Source organism: Planococcus sp. SSTMD024 (assembly GCF_041320495.1).
Classification (GTDB): Bacteria; Bacillota; Bacilli; order Bacillales_A; family Planococcaceae; genus Planococcus.
In genome coordinates this window covers 232935-249789 of the sequence record NZ_JBGGNS010000021.1, presented here as the reverse complement: position 1 = coordinate 249789, position 16855 = coordinate 232935, and the positions used below count along the sequence as shown (strand labels likewise).

General features: G+C 51.7%; 14 protein-coding genes and 1 pseudogene. 7 read left to right on the top strand and 8 right to left on the bottom strand.

Annotated elements, in window-relative coordinates:
- Nucleotides 1-157: 157 nt before the first annotated feature.
- Nucleotides 158-1114, bottom strand: a complete 957-nt coding sequence (locus tag AB9R92_RS08265; protein ID WP_370668985.1) for a calcium/sodium antiporter — start codon at nt 1112-1114, stop codon at nt 158-160.
- A gap of 317 nt (nt 1115-1431) precedes the next feature.
- Here AB9R92_RS08265 and AB9R92_RS08260 point away from each other — a divergent pair, with 317 nt between their 5' ends.
- On the top strand, nt 1432-1887 hold the full coding sequence (locus AB9R92_RS08260; protein WP_370668984.1) for a hypothetical protein: 456 nt from the start codon (nt 1432-1434) through the stop codon (nt 1885-1887).
- Nucleotides 1888-2052: 165 nt separating this feature from the next.
- On the opposite strand, the gene AB9R92_RS08255 is transcribed toward AB9R92_RS08260, so the two are convergent.
- Nucleotides 2053-2322 carry a LapA family protein gene (locus AB9R92_RS08255; RefSeq protein WP_370668983.1) on the bottom strand — a complete coding sequence of 90 codons (270 nt, stop codon included), beginning with the start codon at nt 2320-2322 and terminating at the stop codon, nt 2053-2055.
- A gap of 422 nt (nt 2323-2744) precedes the next feature.
- Between AB9R92_RS08255 and AB9R92_RS08250 the strand changes: the two genes are divergently transcribed.
- The gene (locus tag AB9R92_RS08250; RefSeq protein ID WP_370668982.1) at nt 2745-3977 is read left to right on the top strand and encodes a DUF1572 domain-containing protein; all 1233 of its coding nucleotides are present in this window, start codon (nt 2745-2747) and stop codon (nt 3975-3977) included.
- Between the two features lie 168 nt (nt 3978-4145).
- Here the strand turns inward: AB9R92_RS08250 and AB9R92_RS08245 are convergent.
- Nucleotides 4146-5586 (bottom strand): annotated as a pseudogene (locus AB9R92_RS08245) (amidase family protein).
- 322 nt (nt 5587-5908) lie between these two features.
- On the opposite strand from AB9R92_RS08245, the gene AB9R92_RS08240 reads away from it, so the two are divergent.
- Both AB9R92_RS08240 and AB9R92_RS08235 read left to right on the top strand, forming a co-directional pair.
- Nucleotides 5909-8671 (top strand): M14 family metallopeptidase, encoded by a 2763-nt coding sequence (locus tag AB9R92_RS08240; protein ID WP_370668981.1) that lies wholly within the window; start codon nt 5909-5911, stop codon nt 8669-8671.
- Between the two features lie 217 nt (nt 8672-8888).
- On the top strand, nt 8889-9731 hold the full coding sequence (locus AB9R92_RS08235; RefSeq protein WP_370668980.1) for an aldo/keto reductase: 843 nt from the start codon (nt 8889-8891) through the stop codon (nt 9729-9731).
- 154 nt (nt 9732-9885) lie between these two features.
- On the opposite strand, the gene AB9R92_RS08230 is transcribed toward AB9R92_RS08235, so the two are convergent.
- From AB9R92_RS08230 to AB9R92_RS08215, 4 genes are all read right to left on the bottom strand, one after another.
- Complete coding sequence (locus tag AB9R92_RS08230) at nt 9886-10521, bottom strand: peptidoglycan-binding domain-containing protein (protein ID WP_370668979.1); 636 nt, start codon at nt 10519-10521, stop codon at nt 9886-9888.
- 75 nt (nt 10522-10596) lie between these two features.
- On the bottom strand, nt 10597-11049 hold the full coding sequence (locus tag AB9R92_RS08225; RefSeq protein WP_370668978.1) for a VOC family protein: 453 nt from the start codon (nt 11047-11049) through the stop codon (nt 10597-10599).
- A gap of 119 nt (nt 11050-11168) precedes the next feature.
- Nucleotides 11169-12332, bottom strand: a complete 1164-nt coding sequence (locus tag AB9R92_RS08220; protein ID WP_370668977.1) for an MFS transporter — start codon at nt 12330-12332, stop codon at nt 11169-11171.
- Nucleotides 12333-12479: 147 nt separating this feature from the next.
- Nucleotides 12480-12998, bottom strand: coding sequence for a TetR/AcrR family transcriptional regulator (locus AB9R92_RS08215; RefSeq protein ID WP_370668976.1), 519 nt, complete (start codon nt 12996-12998; stop codon nt 12480-12482).
- 348 nt (nt 12999-13346) lie between these two features.
- Here AB9R92_RS08215 and AB9R92_RS08210 point away from each other — a divergent pair, with 348 nt between their 5' ends.
- On the top strand, nt 13347-14021 hold the full coding sequence (locus AB9R92_RS08210; RefSeq protein WP_370668975.1) for a metallophosphoesterase family protein: 675 nt from the start codon (nt 13347-13349) through the stop codon (nt 14019-14021).
- A 252-nt stretch (nt 14022-14273) separates the two neighbouring features.
- Here the strand turns inward: AB9R92_RS08210 and AB9R92_RS08205 are convergent, their stop codons facing one another.
- Nucleotides 14274-15071, bottom strand: a complete 798-nt coding sequence (locus tag AB9R92_RS08205) for a CPBP family intramembrane glutamic endopeptidase (RefSeq protein ID WP_370668974.1) — start codon at nt 15069-15071, stop codon at nt 14274-14276.
- 200 nt (nt 15072-15271) lie between these two features.
- Here AB9R92_RS08205 and AB9R92_RS08200 point away from each other — a divergent pair, with 200 nt between their 5' ends.
- Together AB9R92_RS08200 and AB9R92_RS08195 are read left to right on the top strand one after the other, a co-directional pair.
- A complete protein-coding gene (locus AB9R92_RS08200) occupies nt 15272-15982 on the top strand; it encodes a hypothetical protein (protein ID WP_370668973.1) in 711 nt (236 codons plus the stop codon).
- The gene (locus AB9R92_RS08195) at nt 15975-16841 is read left to right on the top strand and encodes a hypothetical protein (protein ID WP_370668972.1); all 867 of its coding nucleotides are present in this window, start codon (nt 15975-15977) and stop codon (nt 16839-16841) included. Before AB9R92_RS08200 ends, AB9R92_RS08195 begins: the two co-directional genes overlap by 8 nt.
- Nucleotides 16842-16855: the final 14 nt, after the last annotated feature.

Below are 16855 nucleotides of genomic sequence, written 5' to 3'. Positions count from 1 at the left end.
TTGAGAGACCCCGCAAGCCGAGATAGCGGCTGAGGAGGCTCGATTCCCGCCCGCGGAAAGCGAGCGATAAGCTTCGGAAAATACGGCTTTTAACTTTCTCGACATCCTGGAAGAAAAAGCGCCAAAATTAGGCGCTGCTCCTTTTGGTGTGTCCCGGTTAATTCCTTACAATGATAAAGACTAAATAGGCGATGTAGATGGCGGCCAGGAGCCCGCCTTCGATTCTCGAAACTGTGTACTTCGTTCTGGAGAGCACCATCAACAAAATGGTCACGGCGATCATCAGAAAGATGTCCGTAAAGATCTTCGAGTCGACGATCAGTGGATGGATCGTGGCTGAAGTGCCCAACACGAAGAAGATGTTGAAGATATTGCTGCCGATGATGTTTCCTAAAGCGATGTCGACTTGCTTTTTCAGCGCGGCGGTGACCGACGTGACCAGCTCGGGAAGGGACGTTCCCACCGCGACGATCGTCAAGCCGACCAAGGTTTCGCTCATCCCGAGGGAGAGGGCGATCTGGATGCTGTTGTTGACGACGAGGCTGCCGCCGAAGATGATGCCGGCAAGCCCGCCAATCGTTAATAGCGAATTTTTGGCCCAGTGTTTTTTCGCGGCGTCAGCGTGAGTGTCTTCATTATTCCGGCGGTCTTTCCGAGCCACTTCGAAGATATAGTAGAGAAAGATGGCAAAGAACAGCAACAGGACGATGCCTTCCGTTCGGGTGATAAGGTTAGTGTCCAAAGACTGGAGCTGCCGGTCGCTGATCAACACGAGCAGCGCCACGGCGCTGAGCAAGGCGAACGGGATTTCTTTTCGGATGGTGTCGCTTTGGACGAGCAACGGAAAAACGAGCGCGGTGGCACCTAAGATGAGCGTGATGTTGAAGATGTTGCTCCCGACGACGTTCCCGATCGCGACCTCGCTGCTTCCTTCAAAAGCGGCAATAAAGCTGACGGAAGCTTCCGGGGCGCTGGTGCCGAACGCGACAACGGTCAAGCCGATCAACAACGGCGAAACCCTCAGACTTTGCGCTATTTTTGACGCTCCTTCTACGAAAAAATCGGCGCCTTTGATCAACAGCGCGAATCCGACCAATAGTAAAACGTAAGTCATCTGGTGATCACGTCCTTTCTGTTTACCTTAAGAAAAATTGCTTACTCCTTTCTATGACCATACCCTTTAAACGATTTGAAAACCCATCCCTGTTGAGCGGGTTGATGTTAGAAATAAAGGAACAAATTCATTCTATTTTATTGATAGAAATGGGCTGGAGGATTGAGCCCTTTCAGGGAAATTAAACTTAAACACGGGGGAAAGAAGAGTGCGTGATAGAATGATAGGTAGTGGATCAGAAATGAACGATGTGGCCTTGGTTAGGAAAAAGGGCAGCATTCATAAATGATGGATGAGTTGAAAGGATGGATAGCGAAATGAACAGAATGGTAGAACAAAAAATGAGCGAGATGACAGGCGTCTTTAACAGCCTGCCGAATTGCCGGGTTGAGACAAGCGAGGACGGGCGGATATTGATCTTGAGCGATAACCCGGTTCCGTGGAGCGGCACGATTGAAAAAAAGGACGCGCACTCGGCGTATAAAATCGGGTCCATCACGCCCCACAAATCGGCGCTCGGCCTTTATATTGATTTCCCGCATAATCTATTGGACATCGACCGGGTGGAAGACATCGTCGACCCGGAAATCACCTTGACGTACTTTGAACCCGGCACGAAAACGTCGACGGCGAAAAGCTGGTGGCGGTTCCGGTCGGACGAGAAATTCGACAGCGTCCATGTGGTTCTGAGAAAGACGGAGCTGGAGTTGTATGACTTCACGCGGGACGACTGGGTGGGGTTGATGGAAGAGATCACGGCGGTTCATCAATGAATCGCCTAACGAGTAGTGCACGATGAAAACGCCGTATCCGGCAAGCCTAGAGCTTATCGGACACGGCGTTTGTGTTTCCATCAAAAAGAGCCCCTTTGATAAAGGGGCTGTTGCTAGATTGAGCGGCCTGTTCCACATCGGTCTCTCTTGGCCAGCACTGGAAATTCACGAAGCAGAGACGTTTTTCTTCTGTTTGACGGGCTTGCCTTTTTGCATGGCTTTCATGTCTTTCTGCAACGAATAGATCTTGGCAAGCGCCACTGACCCGCTTAACAGGAAGCCCATCAACGCAGAAGCCAGGATGACGAGGATAAGCGGCCAATCCGCTGTGCCAAAGACAAAATTAACAGGCACGGTATCCACATTGACCACAGCGAAAATGGTAATCAAGACGGCGAACACAAACGCGAGCAAGACGAGCCATTGAAGTTTCATATGCGTACCCTCCTTTTAAATCGAGTATGGTAAAAAGGAACAGGCTTTGAACGGTTATGTACTTTCCGCTGCTTCATGGGTGCGGCAAAGATAGTCAGCGTATGTGGGATTCGTCAGCTCGCTTCGATCAGGGATCGTTGCACTACTAAAATATAGCTGTATTGTACACCTTAATTTCTATTAAATCATCAAAAAAGCACTATTTTTTAACGCTGAAATAGCAGTTGTTGGAGTGGTAAATCCATCGGCTTTTTGAGTTTCATTTTAAGCATTTCCGTAGGCTCAGTCCGCAGATTAGATAGAAATGGGTGCTGGATTTCATGCGGATTTATTCGTAGTGAAGAGATTTGAAAGCGTCTTTCTATCCTTCACGTTAATTTCTTTAGTAAACTATGAAATACCAAAGAAATGAGGCGTAGCTGATGGAATATATTTATCTCTTGATTGCGGCAATCGCAGTGATAGTAGTGGGCGTCTTTGTTTATTTCAAAAAGAATCAAGACGCATCTGTTCAAATAGAAGAAACACCTAGCGAAAGCGTGGAAGAAGCGGTTGAAATTGAAGAACCTGAGCCGGAAGACGACGATAGCCATTTGAACCCGGTCGTGTCGGAAGTGGAGGATGCGGAACTCGTCAAGAGCGGCTACAAGCGGATCGAGATCCCGGCGAATATGATTCCGGTGATCGCTGAGACCTTGAAAGACGGAGCGATGGTGTTCCATCAAAGCCGGACGTTCCGCATCGAGTTTAGCCCAGAGGTGGTCAAGGGCTTGAAAGATAAAAGCATGACGCTCATTGAGCGGGTCAACGGCAAGGGCTATATGCCGGCGGTGAAAAAGAAGGGCGTAAAAGGGATTTACGAGCAGGCGGTGTTGGTGAAGCGGGTGAATCCCGGGCTTGTGGCCCATGCGAGCATGAGCCTGTTGACGACGGTGGTCGGCCAGCAGCAACTCGTGGAAATCCAAAGTTCCTTGAAGAGCATGGAGAAGAAACTCGAGACGCTGATCCAACACCGGGAACACGATTTCGCCGGGAAGATCGATGCGCGCTTCGGCTATTTCAAGGAAGTCATCGAACGCTTCCGGCGAAACGGCATCACGCTTGGCGGCGTGGAAGATGCGGAAATCGAAGGCTTTTACACGGCGACGCTGCAGGATTTGAAAGTGCTGACGAAAGACTTGAAAGCGATAACTGCGAGCGTCGAAGGATTAAAAGAGCACGAGACGCTGCGGAAATGGGGGGAGGCCCCTGTGAAAAAAGAGTACGAGCAACTCATCGGGCGCTTCAACGCCAAACAAGAACTCGTGCTGCTCAATGTGCAGTTCATCCAGGAATGCTACGAACCGTACCTGCGGACCATCCGGAACTACGAGGAAGCCGACGTGAAATCGCAGACTTTGGCGGAGATCGTGGCGGAGAATCATGCGTTGATTCAGGGCATTGAAGAAAAAGTGAAAAGCATTGAAGAAAACTATAAAGTGAAAATTAACTTCGGGCTGAAAGCCTTGAAGTACCGCAATTTGGAGAGCCTGAAAGAACTGGCGCCTGTGAAGATCAACCAGCAACAGAAGGCAGAGCAGGAGATTCCTTCGGAAGTGTTGGTGGAAGTGACGGAAGACGATCAGGCGTATGCGTATGTGCCGCGAAGAAAGTGAATGTCCCTGTGCACCACACAATTCTGCGGACAAGAACCTTGCTGTAGAGGGTTTTGTGTAACGCGACGCCCCTGTGCAAGACACAATTCATCATAAAAACACCCTCCACTGAAACGCCGGCAACACGCCGAGCGCTCAGTAGAGGGTGTTTTTTTGTGTTCATTAGATTCAGTGCGCTTCCAAATCCGGCACAATACGTTTCTTTGTCGCTTGCTCATAGGAATAAGCCAGTTCGATCAAACGCGCTTCGCTGAATGCCTGCGCGCTGAAGGTCACGCCAATTGGGTGGCCGTCTTCTGTGTAGCCGGCCGGCACCGTGATGGACGGATAGCCCGCTTTGGCCGGCATCGCTGCGCCGCGGTTGTTTTGGAATAACAGTGCGTCGAGTTGGTGTTCTTTCATGACGAGGTCGACGCCTTCTTTCGTGGAAGTGCGCCAGTCGATTTCGCGGTGCTCCAGGTAAGTCGCGTCGTTTGGATCGTCGCTCAAGCTCTGCGCTTTCTCCAGTTCCGCCTGGCCGAATTTCATGCGGCGCTCGGGGTCTTGCTTGTTGAAGGCGATGACGTCGGCAAGTGATTTGACCGGCACGTCGTCTGGGGGCGTGGCGAGGTAATCGTTGACGCCGCGCTTGAATTCATACCATAAGACGTCCGATTCAAACTCCTGCTGGGGAATCGTCAGTTCGACGACCGTGGCGCCGAGTGCTTTGATTTGCTCGATCGCCGCGTCCATAATGGCGCGTTCTTCCGGTGCTTCGTTGTTCAAAAACGACAAGTCGACGCCGATGCGTGCGCCTTTTAAGCCGTCTTTTTTCAGGTGCGGCGTGTAATCGGTGAGTGCGCATGCTGCGCTCCCCAGTGTCGCCGGATCTTGTTCATCGACGCCGGTCATCGCGCCTAAGAGAATCGCTGCATCCGCCACGGTGCGTGCCATCGGTCCGGCGGTATCCTGGCTTTCAGCAATCGGGATGATGCGCGAGCGGCTGATGAGCCCGACGGTCGGTTTGATACCGATGATGGAATTAGCACTCGATGGGCTGAGGATCGACCCCGAGGTTTCCGTGCCGACGCCGACTACCGCGAAGTTCGACGCGATCGCAGCACCCGTTCCCGAACTCGAACCGCCGACGTCTTCCGGTTTGAAAACATCAATTCCGTACGGATTTTTCACCTGGCCAGCGAGTGAGCTATAGCCGCTCGGACCATCTTGCGACATGAAATACGCCCATTCGCTCAAATTCACTTTGCCGAGAATGATGGCGCCGGCGTTTCGCAGTTGCTTCGCCACGAAAGCATCATCTTTAGCGAAATTGTGTTCCAGTGGTCGGCATCGGGTCTGTCGTTTCGATATTGTCTTTCAGCAACACGGGAATGCCGTAAAGCGGTCCTTGGCCGTCCTGTCCCCGATTTTCATCCAGCTCGGCTGCGATTTTCAGTGCGTCTGGATTAACGGCCCGGACGGAATTGATTTTCGGTCCGTTTTGGTCGAACTTCTCGATCCGCTCGAGATAGGCTTGGACCAATTCGACAGAGGTCAGTTTTTGGTCGCGGAACGCTTGTTGGATGTCTTCGATGGTCGTTTCAATCAGTTTAAATGTACTTATTTCCATATGTATGCTCCTCGCTAATTAGATGTACTTTCTTTAATTGTACAGGAATTCCTAATTTTGCATAAAGTTTTGGTTCGTGTCCCTGTGCACGACACAATTCTCTGGATGAAAATCTTGTTGTGGAAGAGTTTGTATGTTGCGGCGTCCCTGTGTATCACACAATTATTTGTTACCTAGATACCAACTTTAAAATAGATGTTTCATAAACTGGAATAAAGTCCTATTTTTAAGAATTAATCCATTTACCTACTTCGGATTACGAAATATTCTGTTATATTAGGATCTAGTAATAAAAATTTCAAGGTGAAGGGATGTTGGATGGATGAAAAAAGTTTTTGCAGGATGGCTCTCGGTAATGCTGGTGTTGTCAGCATTTGTGCCGACAATGGCCGCAAATGAAACGGGGGCCAGTGCGACTGAACAAGCGACTGCGCTTGAAGTGAGCCGTTCGGTCTTTTCACTGACCGAAGTGCGCACTGTCGAAGTGTCGGCTGATTTAGGCGAAGGGGTCGATTTGGAAGATGTCGAATTCCAGTTTGGCGGAAAGCCGTTGTCTGAATGGCAGCAATGGACAGAAGGCCAAAGCTACAACGGCGACCCGTTCATCACCGTCGTGGAAGAGCCTTCTTTTGTGGAAGGCACGAACCAAATCACCGCGGTGCTGGAATTCGGTCTGTTGTACGGGACGGACGATTTGTCCAACCGGACGATCCGCACGCAATACCAGCAATTCATCGGCGACTATGAACTGGCGCTAGTTGATGCGGCAAGCGGCGACAAAGCGGCGGCGACTGTCGAGTTGAATGTCTACGATGAGTTCAAGTTTTACGATGAATTAAAACCGGCAATCGATGAGATTTTTGAAGCCGCTGAACAAGATGCGGACAACGATCGCTACCTTGAGTACCAGACCGTCGGCAAAACGGTGGAAGGGCGCGATATTCATTTCGTCATTTTGGCCCGTGACGAGGCAGCGGTCGATCAGTATTTGAATGAAACCTTGCCGACAGCGCTTGAAGATCCGGAAAGCTTGATTGAAAAACTTGAGAACGATACGATGGGCGATTACCAAGTGCCGATCTGGTTCAATAATATCCATCCGGACGAAGTGGAAGGCGTGGATGTGCAAGTCGAGTTGTTGGAGAAATTCGCGTTGGAAGACGAAGTGAAATTCATGAATACAGACGGCGACACGGAATTCGAAGAGAACTTGAACGTGGACGAAGTGCTGGACGATGCGATTTTCCTCTATATGTTCACGAGCAACCCGGACGGCAGAGTGGCCAATACGCGCGCAAATGCCGAGGGCTTTGACTTGAACCGCGACAATGCGTACCAAACGCAAGTGGAAACGCAGCAAGTGAATGAAGTGCTGTCGAAATGGACGCCGCTCTCATTTGTGGATTTCCACGGCTATGTGGACGGGTTCTTGATCGAACCGGCAACACCGCCGCATAACCCGAACTTTGAATACGATTTATTGATCAACAATATGATGGATCAAGCGAATGCGATGGGCCAGGCGGGCATCGCGAATTCCGAGCTGACGTCTTATTTCATTGCCAAAGACGGCTATGGTTCCGGTTGGGATGATATGACGCCGGCCTATACGGCGATTTATGCGATGCTCCACGGGGCGCTCGGCCATACGATCGAAGTGCCGACATTGAGCCAGGACGGCTATAACGCACTTGTCGGAAGTGGCCTTGGTGCGGCGAATTATGTGCACGACAATAAAGACCAATTGTACAAAGAGCAATTGGAGATTTTCAAACGCGGCGTGGACGGGGAAGATAACCGTGCCGTCGATGAATATTACGTCAATGCGGCAGGTGAAGTGATCGGCCGCGATCGCGGGGACAATGACAACTTCTTCCCGGAGTATTACGTGATTCCGACAGATGACAAGAACCAGAAGAATGCGTTGGAAGCGTATGAGATGGCGGAGTATTTAATCCGCAACGGCGTGGAAGTCGAGAAGACCGTGAAACCTGTCGAGGTGGACGGTGTGACCTATCCGAAAGGCACATTCATCGTGCCGATGGACCAGGCGAAACGCGGCTTGGCGAACGCTATGTTGTATGAAGGCGATAATGTCTCTGATTGGGATGCGATGTATGACCCGATCGTCGTCAACTTCTCCGATTTGAGAGGCTTTGATCTGGAAGAAGTGCGTGTTGAAAATGTGTTTGACGGAAAAACTCAGGAACTTGAAGAAGCGGTTGTTCCGGCAAGCACCGTAAAAGGAAACCCGCCGAAACAAATTCTCGAGAACTCGACGAACGATGCAATCCGCGTCGTCAACGCGCTGCTTGCTGACGGCAAGACAGTAGAAGTGCTGACGGAAAGCGAAGGCAAAGCGGAAGCCGGCGATTTCGTCGTTGCGACGAACGACCTTCGCCCGTATGCCGATGATTATTATTTTGAAACGCAAGTATTCGGCAACGGCAAAAACGCTGAAACCGAAGTATTGGAGCAGCCGAGCGTTGCGGCAACCGGTTCTGCGCAATTGAACTTCTCGTTGCGCCAGCTTGGCTTTGAACTGACGGACGCTGCAGAGGCGGATGTCATCGTCAGCGATGGATCTTCATTTAATGCAGATCAAGTCACCGGCAAAACCTTTGTCGGAATCGGAGCACCAGCACTCAACGCAGTCAGCAAGAGCGGCTTGCTTCCAGGCTTTGCGTATACGAGCACCGGAAGCAGACACGAAGGGCTCGTGAAAGCCGATGTCGCGGAACATCCGCTGACGGCCGGCTATGAGCAGCAAGAAAATCTCTACGTCACGACCGGTTCGTGGATTTCTGGCGTCCCTGAAGGCGCAGACGTGCTCGCGAGCTTCCAGGACAGCGGCGATTTCTACCTCGCCGGCTGGTGGCCTGGCTATGAACAGGCACAAGGCCAAACGATGGCCATCACGGCTGAAGAGGGAGAGACGACGTTTACCTTGTTCGCCAACTCTCTCGCGTTCCGTGCCCATACCGAACACAGCTACCGTTTCCTCGCGAACTCCATTTACGATGCGGTGAGCGTTGAAGCGGAAGTGGTGGAGAAGGGGAAAGGAAAAGGGAAGAAGAATAGATAGTGTCCCTGTGTCAGGCACAATTCCGTGGGCAGGAACCTTGATACAGGGGCGCCGGTCCATCTGAACGCCCCTGTGTTAGACACAATTCGGGATCCGCTCCATTCGATAATGGAGCGGATCCCTTTTTGTTATTGGGTGGAATTTCGGGAGCCGAATAATTTGAAATCGTGAAGATGCAAGAGTAATCTGAAAACAGACTTGAGAGGAGTGGAAGCAGATGGCAAAAGCAATTCCAGAAGTGACATTAAACGACGGCACGACTTTGCCGGTGACAGGGCTCGGTACATATGGACTGTGGGGCAATGCCGGAGCGAACGCCGTCAGCAGCGGCATCAACGCGGGATACCGTTTGATTGACACGGCGTATAATTACGAAAACGAAGGAGCGGTCGGCGAAGGGATTCGGCGCAGCGGCATTCCCCGCGACGAACTGTGGGTGACGTCCAAGTTGCCGGGGCGCTACCACACATACGACAAAGCCTTGGTGGCGATCCAGGAATCGCTGTACCGCGCCCAACTAGATTATTTCGACCTGTATTTGATCCACTGGCCGTTGCCGAATCAAGACACGTACGTGGAAGCGTGGCAAGCCTTGATCGATGCACAGAAATGGGGGCTCGTCCGCTCGATTGGCGTCAGCAATTTCCTGCCTGAGCACTTGGAGCGCATCATCAAAGAAACCGGCGTCACGCCGAGCGTAAACCAAGTGGAATTGCATCCGTTTTTCAACCAGGCACACCAGCGCAAAGTGCATACGGATCTCCATATCCAAACGCAGTCGTGGAGCCCGATCGCGAGGGCGAAGGACATCCTAACGAACGATACCATCCGCCAGATTGCCGAGGCCCATCACAAAACCATCGCGCAAGTCGTGCTGCGCTGGCAATATCAAATCGGCTCGGTATCGATTCCACGCTCCACCTCGCCCGAGCGCCAGCGCGAAAACCTGGCCATTTTCGATTTTGAATTAAGCGACAGCGAAATGACGGCGATTTCGGAGTTGTCCCGCCCGGATGGAAGGTTGTTTGATATGGATCCGGCGACGCATGAGGAGTTTTGATGAATAGATAAATGGCTAAAGCAGAGGTGTAGCTATTTGAATATGATTTGTGCTGAACTGCATTCAAAAAAAGCAGGTTCTGCAACCAACCAAAAGACCCGCCAATCCGTTTAGGGAGGGGCGGGTCTTTTGGTTTTTGTGTTTTTTTAGAAAATTACTGTTCCCCGTAAAGCGCCGTCCACGTATTCACGCCGACTATGCCGTCGACGGTCAATCCTTTATCCGCCTGGTATTGCCGGACATTCCGATTAGTTTCGGGCCCGAAGATGCCATCGACTTCCGTCTTCAACCCGTAGTCGTTCAATGTCCATTGCAGCAGTTCTACTTCAATGCGGTGGCTGCCTTCACGCAGCGTGAATTGATGCTCCGGTGCGATCGCCATTAAATTCTTCAGTCTTGTGGGAAGTTCGGTGCCGTCTGGGGGTGGTTGGTGTTCGGCGTAAATGGCGACCCACGTATACATGCCAACGATGCCATCGACGACGTGGCCTTTATCTTGCTGGTAGTGCCGGACGTTCCGGTCGGTCTGAGGCCCGAAGATGCCGTCGACTTCCGTTTTCAATCCGTAGTCGTTCAACGTCCATTGAAGCAGCTCGACTTCAATGCGTTTGCTGCCTTCACGCAGCGTGAATTGATGTTCCGGGGCGATGTCCATCAGGTTCTCGAGGTTTTTGGGCAGCTGTTTTTCGGTTGCCGGTCCGTGGCTTGCGGCAGTTGCCGAATGAAAGGACAGGGGAAGTGCAGCAAATAAGCCGAATGCGAGAAGCAGCGGAAGGCAAATTTTCTTCATGGCGGATTCCTCCCGAATGATTAGTTGCTTCATGTATACCCGCTTCATTGCCAAAAACAACAAAATGCCCACGTGCTACTGATTCTCGAGCGGTTCCGCAAGGCCAATGAGAATCCCTTCCGGCCCGCGGATATAGCACAGCCGGTACGCGTTTTCGTACTGCACCACTTCGCCGGCGAGCTTTGCGCCGTGTGTTGTGAGCCGGGCGACCATGTCGTCGATATTTTTGACTGCGAACATGACGCGCAAATAACCGAGCGCATTGACCGGGGCCGTCCGGTGATCGGCGATGACAGGCGGTTTGAGAAAGCGCGACAGTTCGATCCGGCTATGTCCGTCCGGCGTCGCCATCATGGCGATTTCGACTTTCTGGTCGCCGAGCCCCGTGACGCGACCCGCCCATTCGCCTTCGACCATGCCGCGGCCTTCGAGCTGCAGGCCGATTTCCTTAAAAAATGCGATGGCGGCGTCGAGCGATTCAACGACGATGCCGACGTTGTCCATGCGGAGTAACTGGTTGTTCTCCATGTAATGCCTCCTTCCTCTTGAATAGTGATGGTTCATATCACTTCGCTTTAAAGCGATGGATTCCTTCCAAATGAAACAGGGGAAAGATGCACCGTCGGCATCTTTCTCGTGTTCATTTCTTAAACAGATTTACTCGGCTGCGCAGCGGTTTCCTGGTTCGAAACCGGCTGGGCATTCGTTTTACAGAAGATGAACAGCAGGCCAATCGCCGCGAAGGACAGGAAAGCAATCGGGTAGGACATGCTGTCGATCAACACACCCGCTGCGACCGAACCGATCGATTGGCCGATGCCGAGCGAGAAGAACGACAAGCTCACGCCGACGGATGGCGTATCCGGAAAATGGCGCGTGCCCCAGACAATGAACAAGCCGGTCATGAAAATGAACGAGATCCCGAACAGGATTGCCGACAGGAAAATCGCGGCGGAGTGCTGAATGGTCAAAGTGACGAGGGAGGCGGTCGCGACCAAGACGCCCAGGCGGTAAGACCAGCCGAGCCCGAGGCGTTGAATGATGGCCCCGGCAATGCCGCCGATGATGCCGGCGGCGCCCATGACGATCCAGAAGACCATGCTTCCGCTCGTCGAGAAATCTTGCGCTTCGGTCAGGTAGCTCCGTGAAAAGGTCCAGTAGATGGAGGAGCTGAAGCCGATGCCGATCGCGGCGAGAATCATAAAGCGTGCTTGGCCGAGCAGGCCTAGGTTGAACTGGCTGCCTGTGGATTGGTTGGTGGGCTCTTGTTTCTGTCGGTTGATTGCGCGGGCATTCCACCACAGCGTCAAGAACGCCAGAAGCGCAAACAGCACATAGCCCCAGCGCCACTGTTCGGCAAATATCAGTGCGACAGGGCCGCTCGCGACGACTCCGACGCTCGTGCCGGTATTGATCCACGTATTGCCTTTGTCGCGCTCGCGGCTTTCAAGCGATTGCGCGACGACTTGGCTGAACGCAGGCGATACCCAGCCGCTGCCGAGCCCGGCGACAAACGCGCTGATGGCGAGTGTGTAGAAGCCTTGTGATGCCGCCATGCCGAGCATGCCGATAAAGGCGGTCGCTCCTGAATACAATACGACGTGGCGGGCGCTCATTTTGTGGATGAATATAGCGGCCGTCACCAAGGCCAGCGTATAGGCGGCGTAAGCGACCGACCCGATCAACCCTGACTGGCTTTCAGACAGGTTTAAGCTGCTGCTGATTTCCGGCAGGAACAAGCCGAAACTGTATCTGGCGAATGCATACGTGACACCGATCATGGCGATGCCGGGTAAAACGATTTTCCACAAAATGGTTCACTCCTTTTTAGATATAACGGTCATTATACTTTTGGGGTAAAAAAATAAAGCCGTGTTCTATGTTATTCTTTATTCCTTTTTTTATGGATAGAGCGTTCACTCTATTTATGAGTTAAAAAAAGTAAGCGATCCGCTTACTTATAGATGTTGCACCAACGCCATCAAGGCATCTTCCACTTCATCCAATGAAGAAATTTCAGCCTGGGCAACGGCTCCTTCGAAGAGCAGGGATGAGCGAATCGCTTCAGTGGCTGTGAGCCCGCTTGCCAAAAACAGTTTTCTTATCTCTTCTTTATGCGAGGTGACCAATTGGACAATCGGATGGCCCGGTTCGCTTGCGAATTCTTCTTTCGCCCGCAAAAACATGCAGCCATTGGCAGCCGTCTGTTTTAGCCAATTCAAATGGCCAACAGCCAGCCTTTCTGCGGCCGAGCCCGGTGCCTGATGTTTAGCCTGCTCGAGGTAGTCCATATAGACTTGCGACCTGCGGGTCAAGACCTCCAAGATCAATTCGTCTTTGGAATTGAAATGATTGTACAAAGTCATCAGCGCCACGTCCGCTTCCTGGACAATCGCCTTCAAGCCAATGGCGTGAAAGCCGTGTTCGTAAAACAGCTGCTCTGCAGCGACGAGTAGTTGTTCTTTTTTTGTGCTCATTATCTGTTTCCCCCAAAACTTAGATATAACGGTCACTCTAAAAGTAACAGTTCTGGCCGAGAGGTGCAACGAAAGCCCCTAGTTGTTCGGTGGTTGTTGTCCCTGTGTCAGGCACAATTCGGGAGCCGGGATCCTTTTAGCAAAGGCGATGTAGAGTTTCAGGGTCCCTGTGTCAGACACAATTCATGGTTTCGCTGCTCATGCGAAGGGTAAAGAATTGGATGAAGCTGGTAAACGTGAACAGGAATTCTTTTTGCAGGAATTTGATTGCCAACAGGGAAGTACGCTTAGAGGGGACAGTTGTTTGATTCAAGGGTATTCGGAAAACGGAAGCAGGAGGTGCACGGGATGAAACGAATCTTGGCCATCAGCGATATTCACGGAGAGCTGGACTTGTTTAATGAACTGCTGGAGAAGGTGGAGTACGATGCCGCGGAAGATCAGTTGGTCTTGCTCGGGGATTATGTGGACCGCGGGCCGGATTCGAAAGGGGTGCTCGAGCGGGTCATTGAACTGAAACGGCAAGGCGCCATTGTGCTGCGCGGCAATCACGACCAGATGATGCTGGAGGCAGCTAGAGGCGAACCTGGCGCGAAAGGGAACTGGTCGATAAATGGCGGGTGGGCCACGCTCCAAAGCTACGATCCTTCCCTCCGGAACATGGCGCTTCCGGAGACAGCACTATTTTGGCAGCATATCGAGTTTTTGAACGAAATGGCTTATTACTATGAGACGGATGACTATATCTTCGTGCACGCCGGCGTTCAGCCGGGCGTCCCGGTTCGTGAAACAGACCCTTACGTTTTAATGTGGATCCGCGAAGAATTCCACCAAGGGTATTCGGGCGAGAAAAAAGTGGTCTTCGGCCATACGCCGACGTTCATGATGCGCGGAACAGAAGATTGCAGTCCTTATTTCGGCGACAATCGGATCATCGGAATTGACGGGGGCGCGGCTTACGGCGGGCAGTTGAATTGTTTGGAGCTGCCGGGGGAGAAGGTTTATTTTGTGAGGAAAGGTTGAGGGTTTTGCCGTGTCCCTGTGTCAGACACAATTCGGGTGCTGAAATCCTTGTAGTTGCAGCCTTTCGGTAGCGAAATGTCCCTGTGTTAGAAACAATTTATAAGAGAATACACCACACAATCGCCATTCCGAAAACGAACTGACCTCCTAGGCGGGAGTCAGTTCAGCACTGCGGGGGCGTTTTTTATTTAATTCATCATTAAAAGAGATGGGCGTGCTCTTAGAGAATCGGCCATTCCAGTTATCTGATGGCTAATCAGCCGTTTCCAAGCCTCGTGCCATCCAGCTGATAATGAACAACAGCAGCACCGTGCTGGCAATCAAAGCGATGAGGTTTGGGGCGGCTTTCGTGTACAGCTCGTTGACGCTCGTCACCGTCAGCCAGTCCATAAACGAAGTGTTGGCGAATGCCTGGTAAACGGCGAGCGTGTTGTTGAAGAGGTGAAGCAAGATCGGCGCCAGCAGATTGCCGGTCTTTACATATAAGAGGGAAGCGATGACCGCGAACAGGAACGCACCGAAAAAATTGAGATGGAAGACGGCGAAAATCAAGCTTGTGAAGCCGATGCCTTTCCACGAGCCGAATAGGCCCATCATCTGATTCAAGATGACGCCGCGGAAGACGAACTCCTCTGCGATCGGCGCGATGATGGCGATGATAAAACCCGTTGCCGCTATATACCAGAACACGTCGGGGAGCGGCTGCGGCGTGAGGAAGAGATCGGCCAGAACGGGCGCGGTTGCCATGAGCCCGCGCAGTAACAGCCAATAGATGCTCGTGGAGAACACCATGATCAGCAAACTGAGACCGGCGATCGGCAAGAGCCAGCGGGCGATGCCTTGGACAAAGACGACTTGGCGCAGTGTCACGCCGCGTTTTTGGAAGTAATGGCTGCAGATCCAGACGGGCAAGACGATGTAGAACACGAGCAGCATGACGATGCTGTTCAGGTATGGGTTACCGGTGGCTTGCAATAAGAGAGAGACCGAGACGATGGATGCGACTGTCATCAAACCGAGAACAAACCGTGGCTTCTTTTCCCCGACCATCCTCATCGCCGCCTTTCGTTAAAGTGCAGAACGAATCGTATTTTGCTTTTATATTAGCACGATTTTGCGCACGATCAGAAAGAAATGGAACTCTAGGAATCGCAGTATTTTTCTTGAATCGCATGAACAACAACGCTTAAGCGTTTGCTGCTGTGGAAGCATGTTAAAATGGAATTACTACTTTTTGGAAAGGGTATGCTATGAAGGTATTGAAAATCGGTTTAGTTGGCTTGGCTGCGCTCGTGTTGAGTTATGGGGCGTTCAAAGTGAGCACGGACACCATCGCCACCATCAATTCGGAGTATGTGATAAAGAGCCCCGCGGTTGCGGAAGCACCGCCGCTCCCGGAAGTGACGGCGGATGTCGATAAAATCATGTCCCACCCCGTGCAAGGGGCAGCGGAAACAACATTGCCGGTCGACACGGCACAGGATTACGTGATTTATGAAACGGGACTTTACGTCACGGTGAATGAAGGCGAGAGCTGGATTCCAGTACCGGACGATCGCGAATTGGGGTATGCGCGCATCAGCGATTATCTCGATGGTATTTCACGAAGCAATATGTACCTATCACCCGCTAAAATTGCCATTGTTTACGGAGGGCGCGGGCCCGAAAACATCAGCATCTTGAGAACCGATAGCCTTGGGCAAGGATGGAGCGTTGGCAGCATTTCGCGAACCGCCACGCAAGATCTTGAGAATGGCTACGATGAAATGCACATCGATTTCATTGACGGCGGGCAAACCGGTTATTTTGCGGCCGTGCGGGACGACGTGGGCAGTGAGGCAGAAACGCTTGCTTTCCGGAGCGTGAATTCCGGTGTGACGTGGGATCCCATTTCTAGGGGTGATACGCTTTACGAGGAAATCATGGCGCATTTTGAATTGCGGGAGGCGCGAGATGAATAGAAAAAGGATACTCGGAAGTTCGTCGCTTGCCGCGGGGATGTTGCTGATGATTTTTCAAGCTTTGCTTATCGGGATTGCCGAACCGAGAGGCTACTGGCTTATTCATGAATGGCAGTTTTATTTGATTAACTACGGCATCATCATTTTCGTATTGGGCGGGGTGGCTTGGCTAGTTTCGAACGCTTATGTGAAATGGGGATTCGCGCTGATCGCGATCGGCTTGGCTACGGCGAATACGACGTTCTTCTATTACATGGGCGATGCGAATGTGCTGATTGCAGAATCGGAAAACGGGGAGCATGAAGTGATTCTGAAAGAATACCCGAAGATGAAGAAAGAGACCGCCCGGCTGGAGCGCAGGGGCCTCTTGTTCGGCAGGGAAGTGGATGTCCTGGAAGGCAGTTCGGCATACAAAGCAGTGGAAGATGAAGGCTATAAAATCCAGTGGACCGCCGAAGATATTGCGGCTTTGACGTATAAAACGAGCGATTACGGCACCGTCGACCATCAAATTTATAATTTCAGAAGCAGCGATTACGTCAGCTATCAAAATGTCGCGGTCAGCCTGATCGGCAAATGGATGGAACAGGGCAATCCCGAAAACTATTTCATGTCGGACAATAACGAGTTGGTGTATGCAAAAGATGGTGAGCTGTATTATTACAACATCCGGAACACGGAACAATTCGGCATTTATACGCTTGTGGTGCGAGGGGATCCAAGCAAACCGGCCTTCACCGTCACCTTGGAGCCGGGAACGGAATTTGGCGAGGATGGGCTGATCAAAGAAGGCGGCAGCATCACGATTACCCCGGTGGAATTGGGGGATACGGAAAGCGCGGAATATTATAGGGAATGAATGGGTCAACGGGC

Coding starts and splice junctions, on each gene's coding strand:
- AB9R92_RS08205 (WP_370668974.1), bottom strand. CDS start 15,071: ATGGTCGGGGAAAAGAAGCCACGGTTTGTTCTCGGTTTGATGACAGTC.
- AB9R92_RS08200 (WP_370668973.1), top strand. CDS start 15,272: ATGAAGGTATTGAAAATCGGTTTAGTTGGCTTGGCTGCGCTCGTGTTG.
- AB9R92_RS08265 (WP_370668985.1), bottom strand. CDS start 1,114: ATGACTTACGTTTTACTATTGGTCGGATTCGCGCTGTTGATCAAAGGC.
- AB9R92_RS08195 (WP_370668972.1), top strand. CDS start 15,975: ATGAATAGAAAAAGGATACTCGGAAGTTCGTCGCTTGCCGCGGGGATG.
- AB9R92_RS08255 (WP_370668983.1), bottom strand. CDS start 2,322: ATGAAACTTCAATGGCTCGTCTTGCTCGCGTTTGTGTTCGCCGTCTTG.
- AB9R92_RS08260 (WP_370668984.1), top strand. CDS start 1,432: ATGAACAGAATGGTAGAACAAAAAATGAGCGAGATGACAGGCGTCTTT.
- AB9R92_RS08215 (WP_370668976.1), bottom strand. CDS start 12,998: ATGAGCACAAAAAAAGAACAACTACTCGTCGCTGCAGAGCAGCTGTTT.
- AB9R92_RS08210 (WP_370668975.1), top strand. CDS start 13,347: ATGAAACGAATCTTGGCCATCAGCGATATTCACGGAGAGCTGGACTTG.
- AB9R92_RS08235 (WP_370668980.1), top strand. CDS start 8,889: ATGGCAAAAGCAATTCCAGAAGTGACATTAAACGACGGCACGACTTTG.
- AB9R92_RS08240 (WP_370668981.1), top strand. CDS start 5,909: ATGAAAAAAGTTTTTGCAGGATGGCTCTCGGTAATGCTGGTGTTGTCA.
- AB9R92_RS08230 (WP_370668979.1), bottom strand. CDS start 10,521: ATGAAGAAAATTTGCCTTCCGCTGCTTCTCGCATTCGGCTTATTTGCT.
- AB9R92_RS08225 (WP_370668978.1), bottom strand. CDS start 11,049: ATGGAGAACAACCAGTTACTCCGCATGGACAACGTCGGCATCGTCGTT.
- AB9R92_RS08250 (WP_370668982.1), top strand. CDS start 2,745: ATGGAATATATTTATCTCTTGATTGCGGCAATCGCAGTGATAGTAGTG.